The 21,587-nt window shown below is 49.3% G+C and carries 18 protein-coding genes; 11 read left to right on the top strand and 7 right to left on the bottom strand.

Annotation, left to right across the window (positions count from 1 at the left end):
• Nucleotide 1: 1 nt before the first annotated feature.
• Nucleotides 2-1,366 (bottom strand): tRNA 5-hydroxyuridine modification protein YegQ, encoded by a 1,365-nt coding sequence (gene yegQ, locus CBX96_RS16250; RefSeq protein WP_023266720.1) that lies wholly within the window; start codon nucleotides 1,364-1,366, stop codon nucleotides 2-4.
• Nucleotides 1,367-1,739: 373 nt separating this feature from the next.
• On the opposite strand from yegQ, the gene CBX96_RS16245 reads away from it, so the two are divergent.
• Nucleotides 1,740-2,579, top strand: a complete 840-nt coding sequence (locus CBX96_RS16245) for an HDOD domain-containing protein (RefSeq protein ID WP_011716177.1) — start codon at nucleotides 1,740-1,742, stop codon at nucleotides 2,577-2,579.
• Between the two features lie 85 nt (nucleotides 2,580-2,664).
• Complete coding sequence (locus CBX96_RS16240; RefSeq protein ID WP_109287383.1) at nucleotides 2,665-4,197, top strand: bifunctional diguanylate cyclase/phosphodiesterase; 1,533 nt, start codon at nucleotides 2,665-2,667, stop codon at nucleotides 4,195-4,197.
• 2 nt (nucleotides 4,198-4,199) lie between these two features.
• On the opposite strand, the gene CBX96_RS16235 is transcribed toward CBX96_RS16240, so the two are convergent.
• Both CBX96_RS16235 and CBX96_RS16230 read right to left on the bottom strand, forming a co-directional pair.
• On the bottom strand, nucleotides 4,200-4,613 hold the full coding sequence (locus tag CBX96_RS16235; protein WP_109287382.1) for a thioesterase family protein: 414 nt from the start codon (nucleotides 4,611-4,613) through the stop codon (nucleotides 4,200-4,202).
• A 187-nt stretch (nucleotides 4,614-4,800) separates the two neighbouring features.
• Nucleotides 4,801-6,057: an adenylosuccinate synthase gene (locus CBX96_RS16230; protein ID WP_011716179.1), complete on the bottom strand. Its 1,257-nt coding sequence runs from the start codon at nucleotides 6,055-6,057 to the stop codon at nucleotides 4,801-4,803.
• Between the two features lie 135 nt (nucleotides 6,058-6,192).
• On the opposite strand from CBX96_RS16230, the gene CBX96_RS16225 reads away from it, so the two are divergent.
• Nucleotides 6,193-7,086, top strand: coding sequence for a LysR family transcriptional regulator (locus tag CBX96_RS16225; RefSeq protein WP_041408992.1), 894 nt, complete (start codon nucleotides 6,193-6,195; stop codon nucleotides 7,084-7,086).
• Between the two features lie 15 nt (nucleotides 7,087-7,101).
• On the opposite strand, the gene CBX96_RS16220 is transcribed toward CBX96_RS16225, so the two are convergent.
• Nucleotides 7,102-7,920, bottom strand: a complete 819-nt coding sequence (locus CBX96_RS16220) for an ABC transporter substrate-binding protein (RefSeq protein WP_109287381.1) — start codon at nucleotides 7,918-7,920, stop codon at nucleotides 7,102-7,104.
• A 203-nt stretch (nucleotides 7,921-8,123) separates the two neighbouring features.
• Here CBX96_RS16220 and CBX96_RS16215 point away from each other — a divergent pair, with 203 nt between their 5' ends.
• Nucleotides 8,124-8,552 (top strand): OsmC family protein, encoded by a 429-nt coding sequence (locus CBX96_RS16215; RefSeq protein WP_109287380.1) that lies wholly within the window; start codon nucleotides 8,124-8,126, stop codon nucleotides 8,550-8,552.
• Between the two features lie 88 nt (nucleotides 8,553-8,640).
• On the opposite strand, the gene CBX96_RS16210 is transcribed toward CBX96_RS16215, so the two are convergent.
• A complete protein-coding gene (locus CBX96_RS16210) occupies nucleotides 8,641-9,261 on the bottom strand; it encodes a TetR/AcrR family transcriptional regulator (protein WP_011716182.1) in 621 nt (206 codons plus the stop codon).
• A gap of 359 nt (nucleotides 9,262-9,620) precedes the next feature.
• On the opposite strand from CBX96_RS16210, the gene CBX96_RS16205 reads away from it, so the two are divergent.
• The 7 genes from CBX96_RS16205 to CBX96_RS16175 all read left to right on the top strand — a co-directional run bounded on the left by CBX96_RS16205 (nucleotide 9,621) and on the right by CBX96_RS16175 (nucleotide 20,065).
• Nucleotides 9,621-10,859, top strand: a complete 1,239-nt coding sequence (locus CBX96_RS16205) for an efflux RND transporter periplasmic adaptor subunit (RefSeq protein WP_011716183.1) — start codon at nucleotides 9,621-9,623, stop codon at nucleotides 10,857-10,859.
• A gap of 13 nt (nucleotides 10,860-10,872) precedes the next feature.
• The gene (locus CBX96_RS16200) at nucleotides 10,873-14,022 is read left to right on the top strand and encodes an efflux RND transporter permease subunit (protein ID WP_011716184.1); all 3,150 of its coding nucleotides are present in this window, start codon (nucleotides 10,873-10,875) and stop codon (nucleotides 14,020-14,022) included.
• 123 nt (nucleotides 14,023-14,145) lie between these two features.
• Nucleotides 14,146-15,423 (top strand): HD-GYP domain-containing protein, encoded by a 1,278-nt coding sequence (locus CBX96_RS16195; protein WP_109287379.1) that lies wholly within the window; start codon nucleotides 14,146-14,148, stop codon nucleotides 15,421-15,423.
• Between the two features lie 270 nt (nucleotides 15,424-15,693).
• Nucleotides 15,694-16,341 (top strand): methylamine utilization protein, encoded by a 648-nt coding sequence (locus CBX96_RS16190; protein ID WP_109287378.1) that lies wholly within the window; start codon nucleotides 15,694-15,696, stop codon nucleotides 16,339-16,341.
• On the top strand, nucleotides 16,331-18,628 hold the full coding sequence (locus tag CBX96_RS16185) for an EAL domain-containing protein (protein WP_109287377.1): 2,298 nt from the start codon (nucleotides 16,331-16,333) through the stop codon (nucleotides 18,626-18,628). Before CBX96_RS16190 ends, CBX96_RS16185 begins: the two co-directional genes overlap by 11 nt.
• 73 nt (nucleotides 18,629-18,701) lie before the next feature.
• Nucleotides 18,702-19,580, top strand: a complete 879-nt coding sequence (locus tag CBX96_RS16180; protein ID WP_109287403.1) for a DUF3034 family protein — start codon at nucleotides 18,702-18,704, stop codon at nucleotides 19,578-19,580.
• The gene (locus CBX96_RS16175; protein ID WP_109287376.1) at nucleotides 19,577-20,065 is read left to right on the top strand and encodes a group 1 truncated hemoglobin; all 489 of its coding nucleotides are present in this window, start codon (nucleotides 19,577-19,579) and stop codon (nucleotides 20,063-20,065) included. The genes CBX96_RS16180 and CBX96_RS16175 overlap by 4 nt, the downstream gene beginning before the upstream one ends.
• Before the next feature lie 56 nt (nucleotides 20,066-20,121).
• Here the strand turns inward: CBX96_RS16175 and CBX96_RS16170 are convergent, their stop codons facing one another.
• Together CBX96_RS16170 and CBX96_RS16165 are read right to left on the bottom strand one after the other, a co-directional pair.
• Nucleotides 20,122-20,595, bottom strand: a complete 474-nt coding sequence (locus CBX96_RS16170) for an NYN domain-containing protein (protein WP_109287375.1) — start codon at nucleotides 20,593-20,595, stop codon at nucleotides 20,122-20,124.
• Between the two features lie 151 nt (nucleotides 20,596-20,746).
• The gene (locus CBX96_RS16165) at nucleotides 20,747-21,514 is read right to left on the bottom strand and encodes a helix-turn-helix domain-containing protein (RefSeq protein WP_109287374.1); all 768 of its coding nucleotides are present in this window, start codon (nucleotides 21,512-21,514) and stop codon (nucleotides 20,747-20,749) included.
• Nucleotides 21,515-21,587 lie beyond the last annotated feature (73 nt).

The following is a 21,587-nucleotide window of genomic DNA, read 5'->3' as shown; positions in this document are numbered from 1 at the left end:
CTTAGCCTGCTTCGTGTGGGTTGCGGGTATCCTGACCTTGGGGCAGGTTACGCAGTAAAATGCCGTGGTTCAGATCAACCTCTTTCGGCACGGGCAAGTAAACGGTATGGCCCGAACCTAATCCCGCTTCAACCGATTCGGCTTTGCGGTTCTCGAGTTGTTCGATGGTCAAACTGATATTGCCCTGTGGCGTCATTAATTCAACACTATCACCGACAGAGAATTTGTTCTTCACTTCGATTTCGGCAAGGCCAGCCAGATTGCGTTTACCGGTTAATTCACCCACAAATTGTTGGGTATCGCTGACTGAGTAGCCATAGTCGTAGTTTTGATATTCATCATGTACGTGGCGACGTAAGAAACCTTCGGTGTAGCCGCGGTGCGCTAAGCCTTCGAGTTGGTTCATCAAGCTGCGATCGAAGCTCTTGCCTGAGGCGGCATCGTCGATGGCCTGACGGTATAGCTGGGCGGTACGGGCCACATAGTAGAACGACTTAGTACGGCCTTCGATCTTCAGCGAGTCGATGCCCATTTTGGCCAAACGCTCAACGTGTTGAATTGCGCGCAGGTCCTTAGAGTTCATGATATAAGTGCCATGCTCATCTTCAAACGCTGGCATGTATTCGCCTGGGCGATTGGCCTCTTGCAGCAGGAAGATTTGGTCGGTCGCAGGACCCGCGCCTAAGGTCGGCGTCTCAATTTGTACCGCATTTGGGGTGGCAATGATATCGCCCGAGTCGGTTTGCTGCGCTTCATGCACATCGTATTTCCAACGACAGGCGTTGGTGCAAGTGCCTTGGTTTGGATCGCGTTTGTTGATGTAACCCGACAGCAAACAACGACCCGAGTAGGCCATACACAGGGCGCCGTGAACAAACACTTCTAACTCGATGTCGGGGCAGCGTTGGCGGATTTCTTCAATTTCATCCAAGGATAATTCACGGGATAAAATCACTCGTTTAATGCCTTGGGTTTGCCAAAATTTTACCGACGCCCAGTTAATGGCGTTGGCTTGTACCGATAAATGCACCACCTGCTCAGGGAACGCCTCACGCACCATCATAATTAAACCTGGGTCGGACATGATCAGCGCATCGGGCTTCATCGCCACTACGGGTTCCATATCCTTGATATAGGTTTTGAGCTTGGCGTTGTGGGGGGCAATGTTACTCACCACATAAAGCTTTTTACCCAGCGCATGGGCTTCTTCGATACCTGTGGCTAGGTTTTCCATTTTAAAGTCATTATTACGAACCCTTAGGCTATATCTCGGCTGGCCGGCATACACGGCATCTGCACCATAGGCAAAAGCGTAACGCATGTTTTTCAGCGTCCCAGCGGGAGATAACAACTCAGGTTTGAACATAATGACTCTCGAATTGGTTGGTAGATGGAGGCGCAGTGCGCGGGGGCGGCATTTTACACAATCAAAGTAGGGTTATGCAAATCACCTCGTCTAAGATTAGGTATAGTTCGCATTTTACGAATATACCCCTAAGCTAGGTGATGGCGGGCGATGACGCTTGTCTGCGGATTGGCGATGTCTCGTCTGCTTAGCGCGATTTCGCTTAAGCGAATCAAGGGATAGCCAAGAAGTTTCGTATGCCGTTATCGGTGAAATTGATAACAGCGTCATACAAATAATTAACGTCTGTTGCTTTTTTCTGCCCATCAATCGGTGGGCAACTGATATACTCCAACTATTGAAGATTTATGTTTGCAGATTGATGGGAGCGAAGATGTCTACTGAACATCTACTGTTAGTCGGATTACTCAAAAAATTAAAAGATGATGCTTTAGTGTTGCCAACCCTGCCCGAAGTGGCCATGCGGGTGCAAGAAGTGGTGAGTCGCTCAGATGCGAGCCTAAAGCAAGTGGGTGAGGTGATAGGTCAAGACGCGGCGATTTCGGCGCGTATCATTAAAGTGGCCAACAGTGCCTTATATAGCCGCGGCATTCCCGCCGAGAGCATTAGTAGCGCAGTGTCTCGAATTGGCCTCATCCAAATCAAGAGTATTGCGACCTCAGTGGCGATGGAGCAGCTATTTATTTCCACCAATGAAATGGTTTGGGAAGTGATGGACGAAGTGTGGCGCACCTCGATTGAAGTAACGGCGGCCGCCTGTGCCATGTTGCAAATGTATAATAGACGTCACCCTGGGCAGCTCAATTTAGATACCTTAACACTGGCAGGTTTAGTCCATAATATCGGTGCATTACCTGTTTTGACCGAAGCCGAAGCTCATCCAGAGTTATTCACCAGTATTGATCAATTGCGCTCTTTAGTACGTAAAATGCAAGGCCCATTAGGACGCGCAGTATTAAAGAGTTGGGATTTTGCGCCAGAGGTGATGGAAGTGGTTGAGCGCTGGGCGGATTTACCTTATCTGCCAGACCATGTGACCTATTTAGATTTTATCCGTGCCGCAGCCTTTTACACCGGTGAGTTACGTGCCGGAGCCGATTTCGAGCAACGGATGGAAGTCTTTGTGAGTCGTGGTTTACCCGTCTCGGCGAATGATTTAGCTAGTGACGAATTTATGGATAAATTCCATTCAATCAGAGAGAGTTACCAGTAGTCGTAGGGCCTATAGGGAAGCCATTCTTGCCCTGAGTCAGGGGAGAATGGTGGTTAAGCTTACGTGGTAAGATTGAGGCCAAATTATGGTTATTCTGGGATTTATCGGTTTAGCACTGGGTATCATCTTGATAGCCGTGCTTTATATATTACTCGCTAGATACCAAGCGCTGCGGTTACAGCAGCGATTTTTGGCGCAATTATGCCCGCAGCTCGATCAGCAAAAGATTGAACGCCGTCCTTTGAATGTGCCTGTGGTGCCACAGGAGTTTGCACCGCTTTACCATTCCTTAAACGAGATGCTCGCAGCGCTGCCTGCGGGCATGGGTAAGGATAAACTCACAGGGTTGAATAACCGTGTCGGGCTTAAGCGTTCTCTGACCGCATTGATGCCCATCACCCAAGGCACTTTAGTGCTTATCGATATTTATCGCTTTCGCTATGTAAATGATCTCTTTGGTTTTGTGTTTGGCGATATTCTGCTTAAGCAGTTTGCCGAGCGCTTAACCAGTCTAAGCCTTAAACCTAAGTTGATTGCGCGTCTAAACGGCGATGAGTTTTTCCTCTATTACGAGCAAAGTCTGTCCGAGGAGCAACTGCTGCATTTACGCGGCCGACTACAGGTGCCCTTTAAAATTAAAGATACCCCCGTCAGTGTGCGGATGCAGATTGGTTGTCTGCAACTTGCTAAGCATCATGCCGATGTTAGCCATATGCTCAGAAGGCTGGATCTTGCCCTTAAAAAGGCCCGCGCAACCCGTAGTGCTATCGCCTGTTACAGCGAGAATGACGATATCCGCCAATTGAGGGAGCTTAAGATTATCGACAGCCTTCCCAGTGGTTTGCAGCGAAATCATCTGTATATGGTGTATCAGCCTAAGCAGGATATTCACACGGGCGCCTGCACCCAAGTCGAAGCCTTGATCCGCTGGGAGCATGAGGAGCTCGGGTTTATTTCCCCGGGAGAATTTATTCCGCTGGCAGAGTGCGCCGGGATGATCGATTTAGTGAGCCATTGGGCGCTGGAGCAAGTGTTACAGCAGCAGGTAAAGTGGCGTGCGGCGGGCGTGTCTGTGTGTGTGGCGCTTAATCTCTCGACTCGAGATCTCGACAGTGAAACCTTGCCCCATGATATCGCGACTCGCCTCGAGCATTATAAATTACCACCAGAATGCTTGATGATTGAGATCACCGAGAGCACTCTGATGGCCGATTTAAACAAGGCCGTGGATACCTTAGAACAAATCCGTCGTCTTGGGGTGAAATTGGCAATCGATGACTTTGGTACCGGCCATTCATCGTTGGCGTATTTAAAGCATTTACCCGCCAATGAAGTCAAAATCGATAAAGCCTTTCTTCGGGATCTTGAGCCGAACCAACCTTCAGAATATATCCTTGAGGCCAGCATTAATATTGCGAAAAAGCTCGGCTATGAGGTGACGGTCGAAGGGGTTGAGACCCTTAATATCCACGATATGTTAGTGAAGATGGGCGTCGACCGTATACAAGGGATTTTTTATGCCAAGCCGATGCGGGCCGCAGAGCTTGAAATGAACTGGAACCAGCTAAGACCCAGACCCGAAATGCTCTGCGTTAATGGTTCACATCCCTTGGCTTAGCTTCACATCCCTAGGCTTAATTGGGCGATTAAGTCGGCGGGCATGGGCGCAAGTTGGCGCGCCTGATTCATGCACACCATTTCAATGGTGGCGGTGACCGCCGGTTTTTTACCATTTGGGCGCCAAATTTCCTGATGCCAGACGGTGCGATATTTACTCTCAAAGTAGAACTTAGTGCGGATATCGATGATATCGGCAAACTCCACCCCTTCGTGGCACAACATGTCGCTGCGATATACCGCAAAACCCAATTGCTGCTGTTGCCAGAGGTTGCGTAAGCACTCGGCACCAATCACATGCTCACGGGCGCGCTCGAAGTATTTCAAAAAGTTGGGGTGATACACCACGCCAGAAAAATCGGTATCTTCATAGTAAATTTGCACAGGGAAAGAATAACTTGGGCTAAATTGCGGCATGGCGTTTTCGATATGAAGTATGTTGGTTGAGCGCAGTCTAGCGGTTTATCGGGCTAAACAAAACCCAAGGTGTGGGTAAATTAGGTGGTTAGGATTGAGAATATCTAGACGACACAAAGTAAAAAGCCATATTCGCCGAAACGAATATGGCTTTTTTGTAGGGTAATCGGTGGCTAAAGCCTAGCGCTTAGCGAATGATCATCTGGTCGCGTTCTGGTCCTACAGACACCATGCTCACACGCACGCCCATTAAGGCTTCGATACGCTCAACATAATGTTGCGCCGCCTTTGGCAAGCTTTCGAAGGTGCGACAGCCAGTGATGTCTTCGCTCCAGCTTTCCATTTGCTCGTACACTGGGCTTAATGCCGCAGTTTGAGGCCAAATGGGGTTTTCAGTGTGCTCGCCTTCGTAGGCAACACAAATCTTAAGATCTTTCATGCCAGTCAGGCAGTCAATCTTGGTCAGAGCGATTTCAGTCGCTGCTTGCAGTTCAACACCGTTACGAGTTGCAACCGCATCGAAGTAACCCATATCACGTGGACGACCCGTAGTTGCACCAAACTCGTTGGCATTTTTACGGAAATCATCCTGCTCTTCCATCGCAGTCACTAAGGTGCCTGTACCGACAGATGAGCTGAAAGCTTTAGCTACGGCAATCACACGCTCTGGACGCAGAGCCGGTAAACCACTACCCAGACCTGCGAAAGCCGCCGTCACGTTAGAAGAGGTAGTGTAAGGATACTCACCGTAAATCAAGTCACGACCCGCGCCTAATTGCGCTTCAAATAACAAGTTAGCATCTTGTTTTTGTAAGGCTTTTAATGGCTCTGTGACGTTGCAAATAAATGGGCGCCATGGGGCGGTCACATCCAACAACCATTGGGTCATTTCGGCGGCCGTTTGGCTAAAGTCACAGCTTGGGTACAGTGCTTTTAACTGGGGCAGTTTCCAGTCGAGCATAAATTGAATGCGTTCTTGCAGCACTTCGGGTTGGTTTAACCAGCCAACCAGAATACCTTTCTTCATTACGCGGTCGCCATAGGCTGGGGCAATCCCTTGACGGGTTGAACCATAGGCCAGATCGCCTAAACGTTGTTCTTCTAAGGTATCTTCCAGTGCATGGATAGGTAAGCACAGGGTCGCACGGTCAGAAATGCACAGTTTAACTTCAATGCCTGCCGCTTCGACTTCAGCGATTTCAACACTGAGTTTTTCAGGGCTGATCACCATGCCTGGGCCAAGTACTGCAACGCAGTTTGGATTGAAAATACCGCTAGGTAATTGGTGTAATTTAAAGGTGCCAAAGTCGTTAACGACCGTATGGCCTGCGTTGTTACCGCCTTGGAAGCGGACACTCGCTGCAGCATCTGCGGCTAAATAATCTACGATTCGGCCTTTGCCTTCATCACCCCAATTTGCACCAACAACTACGATAGACGGCATAACATCATCTCCACAGGAATTAAGCGATTATGCTAGACCTGCTTAATGAATAAGAGAAATTAATTATAGTTATCGTCGTGATAAGGAAATCATATATCATAGGGTGAGCTGAATTGATGGATGGAGATGAATGCGATGCTCGAACTTCATTGGTTAAAGACCTTCGTGACCTTAGCCGAGTGTAAGCACTTCGGAAAGGCGGCAGCGGCGCTGCATATGACGCAGCCTAATGTCAGCTTGCATATCAAACAACTGGAGCAGAATACTCGAGTTAAGTTGATTGAGCGCAATCCGTTTAGGCTAACTCAGGCGGGGTTTCGTTTGCTCGAGAGCAGCCAGAAGACCTTGATGGAACTGCAAGTGTGTCAGGCGGATCTCAATGCCATCAACGATCTCAGTCAAGGCACCTTGACCATAGCGGCCAGCGATATCATTTCGCGGTTGCTGCTTATTCAGCCATTTCAGTTATTTAAAGCGGAATTCCCCGGGATTGATTTTTCCCTGCTTAATACCACATCTTCCCAAGCCTCAGAATTGGTGACTAATGCCGAGGCAGATTTAGGCTTTGTGATCGCGCAAAAAGAGAGTCAGCCGCTGCATTTTACCGAGTTACAGCAAATCAAATGGTGTGCCCTTGGGGATAATTTGCAGCTGTGGCAGCAAAGCCAAGCCAGCCATGATATGCCCCATGCGGAGCGGCCGACTTTGATTCTGCTCGGCCATGATACCCGTACCCGCGAGTTGCTCGATCCCGCATTACCGACCTTAAATTTACCCCGTTATCGGATCATGGAAGTCGGCAGTGTGGATGCACAAATCGATTGGGCCGAAGCGGGCTTTGGGGTGGCGATTGTGCCTGAGTTTTCGATTTACACTAAGACGCACTTAAAGAGTAAAGTCACGCCATTACCACAATTCCCGAGCACCAGTTTGGGTTACATAGTGCGGCAGAATCAGATCCTCTCGAAAGCGATTAAGCAGCTGTTACATTGGGTGAATCAAGAGATTATCCGTACCCAAGGCAGCTAATGGCGGTTTGAAGGGTTACTTAGTGCTAAGCAGTTGTTGATACTGTCCATTGGCTTTTAACTGGGTTAAGCCCAGATCTAGCTCTTTAGCGAGTTGTGCGGCTTTGGGGTTTTCCTTCGAAAAGGCCAGATAAATCTCGCTGCTGTGGTTGTTAAAGGCGGGGATCACATCGTCACTGACGCCCATTTTTTGCAGGTTTTCCTGTGCGACTAAATCGAACATAACTGCCGCATCGACTCGGCCAATCATCAACAGATTAATCAGTTGCTGTTGGTTGGCGACCGTGATGACATTCAGTTGGCGCTGTTTCACCAGTTCGGGAAACTCATCGCCATACTCATAACTTTTTATGACTCCGACTATGCTGCCCTTAGGAATTTCCCATTTATTGGCGGCGATAAGCGGGCGTTGTTTACGTTGATAAAAAGAGGCTTTCGCCACAAATAGCGGCGTGTTACCAAACACAAACCGTTGCTCGGTACTCGCCTCGCGGGTCACGTTAAAGACTCCATCGACGGCACCTTTCTCGGCCATCATAAGGGCGCGGCTATAGGGTACAACTAGGCTATTGACTTCCACTCGAGATTGTTTGAATGCCGCCGCGATAAGGCGATGGGAGATCCCTTGACCAAACTGATTGGCAAACGGCGGCCAGCTGTCTTCGGCGGCTAAGGTGATGCTATGGCCTACGGCTTGTGGGCTACTTTGGCTTTCTTGGGCAAAGGAGGAGTGGCTTGTGGCAGAGAATAAAAATAAGCAAGCCGCAGTCAACAACGTCAGCGGGTTATTTATTACTCGCTGAAATTCATTCCTTGTTGGGCTGCAAACACGCATCTTATTTCCGTATCATCCTATTCCTAATCGGAAATTTATATCATAAGTGCCTATAACGAACCTAATCATTTTGCGATTTGTGATGTGGCCGAGATTGTTTATGACAAAAAGAGTTAGGCCATAAAACTGTGATCTTAACTTGTGACTTTTGGTTTTTTAATCATTAGAATAATCTGATTGAAAAAAAACTAATGGAGCAAGTCATGGCGGATAAAGTCGTTGAAGTCACCACACATATGGGAAGCGGTTGGAAGGTTACGGCGCAGGTGCGTGAGCATTTGCTGATTATCGATCAACCCAGCGCGACCAATGAAGGCGCTAATCCCTTAGAGACCTTTTTATTTTCGCTCGGAGGCTGTATCTCGGCGATTGCTAAGATGGTTGCGCGTGAGCGCAATATCACCATTCACCAGTTCGATGTGCATGTCAGAGCCGTGATGAATTCGGCGGGATTACTAGGCCAGCCTTCGGATGATCCTGTGGGATTTAAAGAAATTGCCATCAATGCCAGCATTGATGCTGACTTAACCAATGCACAAAAGAGCGAGTTTTTAGATACTGTGTGTAACCGTTGCCCTGTCCACGACAATCTGCTGCGCCCAAGCTTAGTCACTCACCAAGTTCAGCACTAATCTCAAGATTAATTTCGATAGCGGCTTAAAAGCATAAACCCCAGTGTTTGCTGGGGTTTATGTCAATGGTTCTTAGCTAGTCGCACTATCACGCATTATTTTTCGGAAAGTTGGCTAACACTAGCTCGGCGACTTTGCGTAATTCTCCAGGGCATATGCCATTGGTGGCTTGCACCGCCATGCCTTGAAGCACTGTGCCAATGTATCGAGACAGAAGCAGCGGATCGGCATCTGCGGGTAAATCGCCTTCATCCTTTGCCCGTTGCAGGCGTTGGCATAGTGCCTGTTCACCATCACGGCGGCGGGTAATTAAGGTATCTTTGATCGCTTGTCCGGCTTCGCTACAGGCGAGGGCGCCTTGAACAATCAAGCAGCCTTGGGGGTGACTCTCATCCACTAAAGATGATGCTGCGCCATAGAGCATGGCCTCAACCACTTGATAGGCGGTTTCTTTTTCAAGCGAAGGATAGAAAAATGCACAGGGTCGCTGCTCGTATAACTCGATCGCTTTCAGAAAAAGCTGCTCTTTGTTACCAAAGGCGGCATATAGGCTGGGTTTGTTGATGCCCATGGCCTGAGTCAGATCGGTTAACGATGTACCTTCAAAACCTTTTTGCCAGAAGACTTCCAAGGCTTTGGCCAATGCATCGTCGGCGTCGAAGGCTCGTGGGCGACCTACGCAGGGCGTCTGGGTGACGGTTGACATCATTAGGCTCCTCAATTCTCAATTGCCCCTAGGATAGACATGGGTTTAGTTCATGTCCAGCCACTCTTGCCTGCTGTCTGCGGGTTAGGTGAGTAACTCACCAAAATATATCGTCCATTCAAGCCCACATAGCACGTTCGCTGTGGCTAATTACCTCAAAGGCTTAACTACATAGTTTCACGCTGTCACAAAAAATTAAATACTAGTCGGTATAAAATAAGTTGACAGAGTCATTTTACACTATATATTACCGCCCAGTACATAATATTTTTTACCAGTCGGTATTTATTGGTTTTGACCGAGTGCCCATCACTGATGTCTGTCTTAAACGAGATAAATGCCTGCCACATGAGGATTGTAAGATGAAAAGTAACCAACCTTTACGGATATTGATGTTGACTGCCGTGGCGGCTTTTGTCCTTTCGGCCTGTGGTGAACCCGAAGCCCAGCAGGGGCAAGCACCGGGTGCACCTAAGGTCGATGTTGCGCAGGTATTGCATGAGCGCGTTACCGAGTGGGATGAATTTACCGGCCGTTTGCAGGCGCCAGAGAGTGTGACCTTAGTGCCACGCGTATCTGGCTATATCGCGTCGGTAAACTTTAAAGAAGGCGCCTTAGTGAAAAAAGGCGATGTGCTATTCCATATCGATGCGAGTGTGTTCGAAGCGGAAGTGGCCCGGTTAAGAGCAGATCTTGCTAGCGCGCTCTCTGCTGAGCAACTGGCCACTAACGACTTAGAACGTGCCCGCAAACTCTTTGCCCAAAAGGCGGTATCTGCAGAATTACTCGATACTCGCGAGTCTAACAAACGCCAAACCACGGCGGCCGTAGCCTCTGTAAAAGCGGCGCTGCTACGCGCCGAGTTGGACTTAGATTATACCCAAGTGCGCGCGCCGATTGATGGCCGAGCCTCCTACGCCAATGTCACTGCGGGTAACTATGTGTCTGCGGGGCAGAGTGTGTTAACCAGCTTAGTGTCGACCGCCAGCATGTATGCCTACTTCGATGTGGATGAGCAAACCTATCTAAAATACGTCAAGTTAACCGCCGAGAAAAAGCGTAAAGACCCTAGGGCTGGCGACAATCCCGTGTATATGGCGCTGGCCAACGAGCGCGAATATCAACACATAGGCCTAGTGGACTTTGTCGATAATTCGATGGACAGACAGACTGGCACTATTCGAGTGCGTGCTACGTTTAGCAATGAAGACAACAGCTTGCTCCCTGGTCTGTTCGCCAGATTACGTACCGCCGGTAGCGGCGCCTATGACGGCATCTTAATTGACGATAAAGCCGTGGGCACCGATCTGAACAACAAGTTCGTCTTAGTGGTGGCAAACGATGGCACCGTGGAGTATCGCGGCGTCACCCTAGGTGAAAAAGTTCAAGGTTTACGCATTGTTAAGCAAGGTTTAGCGGCAGACGACAAAATCGTCGTCAATGGCATGCAAAGGGTTCGTCCTAAGATGCAAATTGAGCCACACCTGGTTGATATGGCCGACAGCGAACAGCTAGAGGCGCTTCGTCAAGCTCAATTACTGCTTGATAAACATCAAGAAAATATCACCACCCCAGACGTTGAAGTAGCGAGCCGCGGTTAAGGAATCCAACAGAATGTTGTCGCAGTTTTTTATTAAAAGACCGATATTTGCAGCCGTTCTCTCGCTGCTGTTTTTTATCACAGGGGCGATTGCCGTCTGGCAATTACCCATTACCGAATACCCTGAAGTGGTGCCTCCGACGGTCGTGGTAACCGCCAACTACCCTGGCGCTAACCCTAAGGTCATCGCCGAAACGGTTGCCTCGCCCTTAGAGCAGGAAATCAACGGCGTCGAAGACATGCTGTATATGTCATCGCAGGCGACGTCCGATGGACGCATGACCTTGACCATCACCTTCGCCATTGGCACCGATGTGGACAGGGCGCAAACCCAAGTACAGAGCCGGGTTGACCGTGCTATGCCACGTTTACCGCAGGAGGTTCAACGCCTCGGGATTGTGACCGAAAAATCCTCGCCAGACTTAACCATGGTGGTGCATTTACTGTCGCCGGATAACCGTTATGACATGCTGTATTTGTCTAACTACGCGGCGCTCAACGTAAAAGATGAGTTAGCACGGATCAAAGGCGTGGGCGCGGTGCGTTTGTTCGGTGCGGGCGAATATAGTCTGCGGATCTGGCTTGACCCGAATAAAGTCTCGGCGCTTGGCATGTCACCAGCTGAAATTATCGCCGCCGTACGTGAGCAAAATCAGCAAGCGGCAGCGGGCAGTTTAGGGGCGCAGCCTAGTGGTAATGCCGACTTTCAACTCTTGATCAACGTTAAGGGGCGTCTGACTGAACTGTCAGAATTCGAAGACATTATCATCAAGGTCGGTCAGAACGGTGAGGTGATCCGTCTTAAGGATGTGGCACGCGTCGAACTCGGTGCAACCAGCTATGCGCTGCGTTCATTGCTGGATAACAAGGACGCGGTCGCGATTCCAGTGTTCCAAGCATCAGGCTCGAATGCGATTCAAATCTCCGACGATGTGCGCGCCGAAATGGCAAGACTGGCGAAGTCTTTCCCCGAAGGGCTGCAATACGAGATTGTCTATGATCCGACTGTGTTTGTGCGTGGCTCTATCCATGCGGTGGTGAAAACCCTGCTCGAAGCCGTGCTCTTAGTGGTGCTCGTGGTGGTGCTGTTCCTGCAGACTTGGCGCGCCTCGATCATTCCGCTGGTGGCCGTGCCTGTGTCTTTGGTGGGTACCTTCGCCTTTATGCACTTGATGGGCTTCTCGCTCAATGCGTTGTCGCTGTTTGGTCTGGTGCTGGCCATCGGGATTGTGGTGGACGATGCCATTGTGGTGGTGGAAAACGTCGAGCGAAATATCGCCTCGGGTTTAAGCCCCATTGCCGCAACACAAAAAGCCATGAAGGAAGTGACTGGGCCGATTGTGGCAACCACCTTAGTGTTGGCCGCGGTGTTTATTCCGACCGCCTTTATGAGCGGATTAACGGGGCAGTTTTATAAGCAGTTTGCGCTGACTATCACGATTTCGACCTTTATTTCGGCCATTAACTCGCTCACCTTGAGCCCTGCGTTATCGGCGCTGTTGCTCAAGGGCCATGACGCGCCTAAAGATGCGCTTACTCGGTTAATGGATAAGCTGTTTGGTGGTTGGTTATTTACGCCATTCAATCGCTTATTCAACCGTGCATCAGAAGGTTATGGCTATTTAGTGCGTAAGGTGATCCGTTTTGGCGGCATTATCGGACTGGTGTATCTGGGGATGGTTGCGCTTACGGGCGTACAATTTGTAAATACCCCAACGGGCTATGTGCCAGGACAGGATAAACAGTATTTGGTGGCATTTGCCCAATTACCGGATGCGGCCTCACTCGAGCGTACCGATGCGGTGATCAAGAAAATGTCCGACATCGCCTTAAATCACCCCGGTGTGGCGCACTCTATTGCCTTCCCCGGTCTGAGTATTAACGGTTTTACCAATAGTCCTAACTCGGGCGTCGTGTTTGTTGCCCTAGATGATTTTGAGTTACGTAAGAGTCCTGAGCTGTCGGCGAATGCGATTGCTGGCCAATTAAATCAGCAATTTGCTGGTATTCAGGATGCGTTTATTGCCATCTTCCCGCCGCCACCTGTGCAAGGCCTCGGCACTATTGGAGGGTTCCGTCTGCAAATTCAAGACAGAGCCAACCTTGGTTATGAGGCCTTGTATCAGGTGACCCAACAAGTGATGTACAAGGCGTGGGCCGATCCACAATTAGCGGGGATTTTCTCTAGCTATCAAGTGAACGTGCCACAACTTGAACTGGATATCGATCGGACTAAAGCGAAACAGCAGGCAGTGTCGCTCGATCAAATTTTCCAGACATTACAAACCTATATGGGCTCGACCTATGTCAACGACTTCAATCGTTTCGGTCGAACCTATCAGGTGAATATGCAGGCAGACGAAGCATTCCGTCAAAGCCCGCAGCAAATTAGCCAGCTAAAAGTGCCTAATGTGAATGGCGATATGATCCCACTCGGCTCCTTTATTAATGTGAGTCAGAGCGCGGGGCCCGATCGTGTAATGCACTATAACGGTTTCACCACGGCTGAGATTAACGGTGGCCCAGCACCCGGTGTAAGTTCGGGCCAAGCACAGGCAGCGATTGAGAAAATCCTCGCCGAGACTTTGCCGATAGGAATGACCTACGAGTGGACAGAGCTGACCTATCAGCAGATCCTCGCCGGTAACACAGGCTTGTTAGTGTTCCCTCTGGTGATCCTGCTGGTGTTTATGGTGCTGGCGGCGCAGTACGAGAGTTTGAGTTTACCATTGGCGATTATCTTAATTATCCCAATGACCTTACTCTCAGCGCTCAGTGGTGTGCTTATCTATGGCGGCGATAATAATATTTTCACCCAGATTGGTCTTATCGTCCTCGTGGGCTTAGCGACCAAGAACGCGATTCTGATTGTCGAATTTGCCAAGGAAAAACAAGACCATGGTATGGAAGTCATGGAGTCGATTCTCGAGGCGGCGCGCTTACGTTTACGCCCCATCTTGATGACCTCTATCGCCTTCATCATGGGGGTGGTACCTATGGTGTTCTCAACGGGTGCGGGCGCCGAGATGCGTCAGGCCATGGGGGTTGCGGTATTTGCAGGCATGATAGGGGTGACACTGTTTGGATTAATCCTGACGCCACTATTTTACTACGCCCTCGCTAAACGCGGTCGCCGTAAAGCGGAAGCGCTAACGGCACAATAATTAAGCCAGTTCAATCTGTTATCTCCTTAAAAGACCTGCAAATGCAGGTCTTTTTTTATTTTTGCGGGTAAATATCGACGAAGTAACTATAGTTAGATCAGTGCGTTAAATTAGGAAAATGCGATGAATGCTTTTCAGCCTCAGGAAATCAGCATCAAAATTGATGTGCGGCATGCGCTGTTAGCCGTGGCGACGGCATTGGATTTTGTCGGCGTGGATGATTTACACCACGGTCATCGAGTGGCCTATATGGCCTACGAATGCGCCAATGTGCTGGGCTGGTCAGATGAAAAGAAGCAGTTTGCCTATTTTGCGGGGCTTATCCATGACTGCGGCGTGTCTTCCTCCGAGGAACATCTACGCCTACTCAAATTAATGCAGCCAGAAGATGCCACTTCCCACAGCCGCCGTGGGTATGAGGCATTAATGAAGTGCCCTATCCTAGATGTCTTTGCCCTCACTGTGCTTTATCACCATACACCTTGGCTAGAGTTGCAAACCGCGGCAATCTCTGAGTTTGACCGTGACCTTGCTGCATTGGTGTTTCTGGCCGATCGGACCGATTTTCTGCGGGCGCGCTATACCCATGGTTGTCATCAAGAGCTTATCACCCTCCATGAAGGGTTGGTTGCGGATAATTTGCTAGCCCACAGTGGCGTGTTGTTCGAGCCTAATATGGTGGCGGCCATGTGCCAATTAGTCAGTAAAGACGGCTTTTGGTACAACATGGAGGCTGTCCATATCGAGCAAATGGCCCTCGAGTTTGAAGCGAATCAACTGTACGACAAACAGCTGGATCTCGAAGGCGTTAAGCAGATATCAAGATTTTTGGCACGGATTGTCGATGCCAAGAGTCCCTTTACTTTTCATCATTCGGACAAGGTCGCACTGTTGGCAAAACTGGTCGCTAAGGATTGTGGCATATCGGATACCGATGCCGAGTTATTGTATGTGGCTGGGCTGTTACACGATGTTGGCAAGCTCAAAACCCCCGATTTATTACTCCATAAGGAAGGCAAGCTGACTAGGGAGGAATACTCAATTATGAAGCGCCACACCGTCGATACCGACCACACCTTAAAGAGCTTTTTTCCTAAGTCTGTTATTGGTGAGTGGGCGTCAAACCACCATGAGCGTCTCGATGGCTCGGGTTATCCCTTTAGAAAAAGACAAGAACAGTTAGATTTACCTTCGCGGATCCTTGCACTCGTCGATGTGTTTCAAGCCTTAACCCAAAAGCGACCCTACCGTGGCTCCCTGTCCTTAAGTGAGGTGCTGGACATTATGTTGCCAATGGTTCAACAGGGTAAGTTGGACTCGAACGTTTATGATGTATTGCTAGCCGATGCCGATAATTTTTACCAACTCTCGACGCAAGAGTATGAGGACATCAAGTTATAAAGCTGAGCAAATGGTGACTCTAGATTAGTCACTGTCGGTGCTTTAGCACTATTTAAGTGTGGTGTTTTCAGCTTTCTACTGCCTGTTAGCACAAAGGCCGTTGGGCGATAAGCCATACTCCTGTTTTAATTCTGCTAGATTGTGGGCGGATTTTCGGTAAATGAATGATTTTCAACACCACACAGATCCAAATCCTATACTGATATCGTATGACTAGATATGCCTACGTCTTGCTGCACTCTTGCCGTCATCTTTTGTTTGGGGTAACCAATGATATTAAATCGCGCTGTATTTACCTTGTTAGTCTGTATGGTGGTGCCCATGAGTATGGCCGCAGACCTCCAGATTCAGGTGGTAGACTCGCAACAAGTGACGCTGGCCGATGCGGTTGTGGAACTTATCCCTGATGTGATGTCCGATAAAACGACCATTACTGATCATTATGAAATGTCACAAAAAAACCGTACCTTCATTCCCTTTGTGCTGGCAGTTCCTAGAGGATCAAAAGTAGATTTTCCTAATCTGGATCGTACCCGCCACCATGTGTATTCCTTTTCCGAGGCCAAGCCGTTCGAGTTGAAACTCTATGTGGGTAAAGCCGAAGCGCCTATTCTGTTTGATAAACCTGGCCTAGTGGCGCTTGGCTGCAATATTCACGATTATATGCAAGCCTTTATTTATGTTGCAGATAGCCCCATTGTGGCGGTGGCGAACGAAAAAGGAGAGATCCAATTCAAGGCACTTACGGCCGGTCATTATAAAGTCAAACTTTGGCATCCATGGCAGAAGGCCATGTCTGAGCCTAAGGACCTCAATTTGGCTGCCGAGACTCAAACACTCACGCTGGCATTGGATGTCGAGCGTCAGGCAAAACCTTCGGCTCCGCCATCGGGGTTTGGGTCCTTCGATGCTAAATAGTTTCCGTGCTCGACTGATTTTAGTTTTCTTTACTGTGCTGACCCTAGTGCAGTTAGCCACGGCATTTTCAGTGTTGACGGCGACACAGAGAGATAACTTTTTACAGCAACAAAAGAGCCTTGAAATCGGCGCGAATGTGTTTCTCGAAGTGCTGTCGAATCGCGGTGTTCAACTCAGTCAAAGCTTATCTGTGCTCAGCGCCGATTTTGGTTTTAAGCGCGCGATTGCGACAAGAGAGCAAGAAACGATAGAGTCGGTATTATCCAATCATGGTGCCCGTATCGGTGCTGATGCGGCCATATTATTGTCACCCAAGGGGGAACTGTTAACCTCAAGCCTGCCAGGGCTTACGCAGGATGATATTCAATCCCTATTTGAACTGGCCACCAGCAATAGTAATGCCTTGGCGATTCTCGATTTTGACCATGCGAGTTATCAGTTTGTCCTTCAACCAGTCAAGGCGCCAACTCTCATAGCCTGGGTTGGTATGGGCTTTTTGTTAGATGAAAAAGTGGCTAGCCAAGCCAAAGCCATCACAGGGATTGATGTTAGCTTTGTTAATCAGACCAATGGACGGACTGAAATCGCCTCCACCTTATCCAGCGCCGAGCAACAGAGTGTGCTTGCGCAGAAAAACCGATTCCCCAGCCTGTTAACTATGCCCAGCGAGTATATTCCTGCGGACTACTTATCCATGGCAATCAAGCTGTATGAGCATAATGGTCGCCAGTTGGCGCTGCTGCACCAGTCAAACCTCAAGTGGCAGCAAAGTTATCTGCATTTACGCAATAACATGCTGCTGATCTTTGCGTTGACGCTGGCATTGGCGATTGCCATTGCCATTTGGTTGTCGGGCAGTTTGACCGAGCCCGTTCATCGATTGGTGCAGTATGCCCGTAAAATTGGTCAGGGGCTGCAGCCTGAGAGCATTCAGGGGGCGCCTGCGGAATTGCGGGTATTGGCCAACAGTTTGTCTTTGATGCGGGAGGATATTGAGGCGCGCGAAAAGGATTTACTGTATCAGTCGCGCCACGACAGTTTGACAGGCTTGCTGAATCGTTTCGCGGCAAAACAGCATTTAACCGATCTTAACCAAGATCTCTCCGGCACCATCGTATTGCTGGATATCAAGCATTTTCGCCATATCAACGACATTATCGGTTTTGCTAACGCCGATAGCTTATTACTGCTCTTTGCTCGCCGTTTGGAACAGCTGGCGCCCACAGCGGATATGCTGGCGCGATTGGATGGTGATTCGTTTTTGCTCTTGTATCGCCAAGGGATTGGGGGCGATCAATTACTGAAATCCTTGGATATGCTAGAAGCTCCCTTTCCTATCCAAGGTTCCAATATTTCGCTGACGGTGCGAGCAGGGCTGCTTGAAATTGATGGCAATGGTGCCGACATTGATGTGTTGCTGCGCCGCGCCGAAATTGCCCTCAACCAGGCCTGCCTTCAGGAACTGCGAATCGTTAGTTATCGTGAGGGCGACGATGAAAAGTACCAGCGAGAACTCACACTTATCCGTGATTTACCTATTGGATTGGCGCAGGACCAGCTCTATTTGGTGTTTCAGCCCAAGGTTAATTTGCCGCTCAATCAATGTACTGGCGCCGAAGCACTTATCCGCTGGCAACATCCAACTCTGGGTTTTATCCCGCCGGATGAATTTATTCAACTCGCTGAAAACTCAGGCAACATTGATATTGTCAGCCAATGGGTATTGAAGCAGGCCATCAAACAGTTGGTGACATGGCAGCAGCAGGGCCTAGCGCTGAAGTTGGCGATTAACCTGTCTGCCCACGATTTACTGGATACACGTTTACCAAATCAAATTGCCAACTTGTTAAAGGACAATCATCTGCAACCCGGTGCACTCTGCATCGAGGTCACCGAAGGCGCCGTGATGAAAGATGCGCAAACCGTTGTGGGGGTCTTACAACGATTCCGCGATATGGGCGTCTCGGTTGCGATTGATGATTTTGGTACCGGACATTCATCACTGGCGTATTTGAAACTATTACCCGTTGATGAAGTGAAGATTGATCGTAGCTTTATCCAGAATATGCACTTGAACAGTCAGGATGCCATGATAGTCAATACCAGCATTCAATTGATCCATGGCCTCGGCTTTAGCGTTGTGGCTGAAGGTGTTGAAGAGCGAGAAGGTGTTGATATTCTTCGTCATCTCAACTGCGATCTGATCCAGGGCTATGTGTATTCCAAGCCGTTAAAAGCGGCTGAGTTTGACCAATGGTTTGAAGCATTTAACAGTAGCAGCAAATAAGAAAACGCCGAATGGCGTCAGGCGTCATCATCGCCCTCTAATGCAAGTAATCGCGTATTGAGTGAGTATGTCCATGAACACAATGAAGTTGAGCTTATCGACTCGGCGCTATACTAGGGCGCTGCTTTGTCTGTTTTGCCCGCTTTGGTTAGGTGGCATTGCGCAAGTTGTGGCTGAGGGTAGCCGTGTGATCGCCACTGGCGGCGCGTCAATGATCGAGGGCAGTGCTGGCGGTGGCATAGTGCCTTGGGCCGTGATCAACGGTTATGGCAGTAGTGATGAGTGGTCGGCAACGGCCATGGCCACGGGTGTTTATGTCGATGATTTTACGCTAAAAGTGATGGGCGCCTCGTTAAGTTATGACAATCGGTTTGAGCTCAGTTTGGCAAGGCAAACCTTTGATTTGGATACTCTGGGCGGCGAGCTTGGTCAAGATATTGTGGGGTTAAAATACAAGCTTGCCGGCGAGTTGTTATATACCGCCATGCCACAAATCACCTTGGGCGCACAGTATAAAAAAGTGGATGACTTTAGCCTTCCTCAGGCGGTTGGCGCGCGGGATGATTGGGGTTTAGATATATATGTCGCTGCCAGTAAAGTGTTTTTTGATACGGTAGCGGGTCGTAATTTGTTACTCAATGCCACAGTGCGCGCGACCAAAGCCAATCAAACCGGACTCTTGGGATTCGGCACTGAGGCCAGTAACGATTACCACTTTATGTTGGAAGCCTCGGCGGCGTTACTGCTCACCGATAATCTGGCACTGGGTATTGAATATCGTCAAAAACCGAACGAACTGGGATTTGCTCGAGAGGATGATTGGCAGGACATATTTTTAGCTTGGTTTATCGATAAGCATCTGTCAGTGGTCACGGCCTATGCCGATTTAGGCAGCATTGCGGGTTTTGAGCATCAACGGGGCTGGTATCTGTCGCTGGAGGGCGCGCTATGAGCCGTTTACGCAAGTTTCTCCCTTTCGCCACGGTACGCTTAATCACAGTTCTTTCAATCTCGACAGTTTTACTTGCTGGCTGCGCCCTATCTGATCCTGATAGCCCAGTATCTAGTGCGAACGCCAGTCCTACAACCCTGTATCAGGCCCTCGGTGGTGATTCGGGCGTTTCGGCTATCGTTGATGGCTTGCTTGCGCGTATCGCGCGGGATCCCCGCATTGTGCACCACTTCGATGAAACGGATATTGCTATCTTTCGCGAGCGTCTTATCGAACATCTGTGCGCTGTCACGGATGGTGGCTGCGTCTATCAAGGCGAAAACATGGCAGACAGCCATAAAGGTTTGAATATCACTCAGGCCGATTTTGATGCTTTAGTCGGGCATTTGATTGAATCGATGAAGGAACAGCATATTTCAACATCGACCCGCAATGCGCTGCTGAAGCGCCTTGCGCCCATGTATTCCGAGGTGACGTATCAGTAACGGCTTGCTAACTCGTTCGTGCGGCTGATGCAGTTAAGGCTGGGGATATACTGGCATTAACGTAACAATGACTCTTCTATCGGATGAAAGCAGCTAGCCGCCTCCATTAGAGATTTTGCCGTGAGGGAGGGCACGCCATACACCTCAGCCTCGACGGCGTATTTTTGCCTTATCTTATCGAACAAGAGGGCAAAGTCCCCATCGCCAGACAGCAAGATCACTGTATCCACCTCGGGCGCCATTTCCAGCACATCTATGGTGATGCCCACATCCCAATCACCCTTTGCTGAACCATCACTGCGTTGAATAAAGGACTTAAGTTTTAGCTCAAAACCAATATGTCTCAGCGCATCTTGAAATTTTAACTGGCCATCGTCCCCACGATGAATGGCATAGGCGATGGCGCTGACAATCTCACCCTGCTCGCTTAACTGTTGCCAGAGTTTGCGATAGTTAAACTGGCGCTGATAAGCCTCACGGCAGGTGTAGTAGATGTTTTGCACGTCGACAAACAGGGCGATTTTTTTCAAGGGATAAGTTATGGCTATCAGTTGGGGGACTCTGCGCACTATAGCACAGCAAGGCGGGTAATGGCGCGAGCAGGCAAAACTACAATGGATCTAATCGGGAGTTGCCGTGTGCAGCTGTGCTTAATGGATTTTAGCTAGGTTAACGGATTGATTATCTAAAGTATTGCGCCGGGGTGATGCCGGTATATTGTTTAAAAAAGCTGATAAAGGCGCTATCGCTGGAAAACTGTAAGTTAAATCCTACCTGCGCCACCGAGGCGCCCGCAGCTAATTGCTCAATGGCCGAGAGCAGGCGCCATTGCTGCCGCCACGCCTGATAAGCCATGCCCGTTTCGTTGCTAAAGATACGGCTGATGGTGCGTTCGCTGGCGCCGATCTCAATGGCCATGTCCTGCAAGCTGGCGGGGATTTTTTGCTGTTGCTGCAATTGCTTAAGCCAAGTTTGTAGCCGTTTGTCCTTGGGCAGGGGTAAGCTTAAATTCTGTGCATCCGCATGGAGTAACTCTTCAATCAGCAGGGCAAAGGCATTGTGCTGGCTGTGTCTGGGTTTGTCCCAAGGCCAAAAGGACATAGTGTCGATTAACGCTTTGAGTAACGGATTCACATGGAAAATCGTGACTTTATCCGGCAAAGACGCCACTGTTTCAGGCTCAAAGTAGAGTGAACGATAGGCGACAACATCGCGCATTGTGACTTGGTGTACCACGCCTGCGGGCAGCCAAGCTGCACGGGTTGGCGGCAATACGACTTGAGTATCGGCTAAATTAAACCGCATACATCCCGCTGATGAGTAGAGCAGCTGAGCCTTGCGATGCTGATGTACGCCTGAGTCATGTTCGCCAATTTCGGCGGCAATGCCAATCACTAGGTTGTCTAAGGCATCGGGATTAAATTGCTGCTCGGGTTGAATAAAGGCCATATTGTCTTATTTTTGATGTTTTTTGTCTAAGTGTCGTTAATTGTCACTTGGGGATCCTATCTATACTGCGCCC

The organism is Shewanella sp. BC20, from assembly GCF_003129585.1.
GTDB classification, from domain to species: domain Bacteria; phylum Pseudomonadota; class Gammaproteobacteria; order Enterobacterales; family Shewanellaceae; genus Shewanella; species Shewanella seohaensis.
The sequence above is the reverse complement of the archived record's forward strand: the minus strand, read 5'-3'. Positions and strand labels throughout refer to the sequence as shown.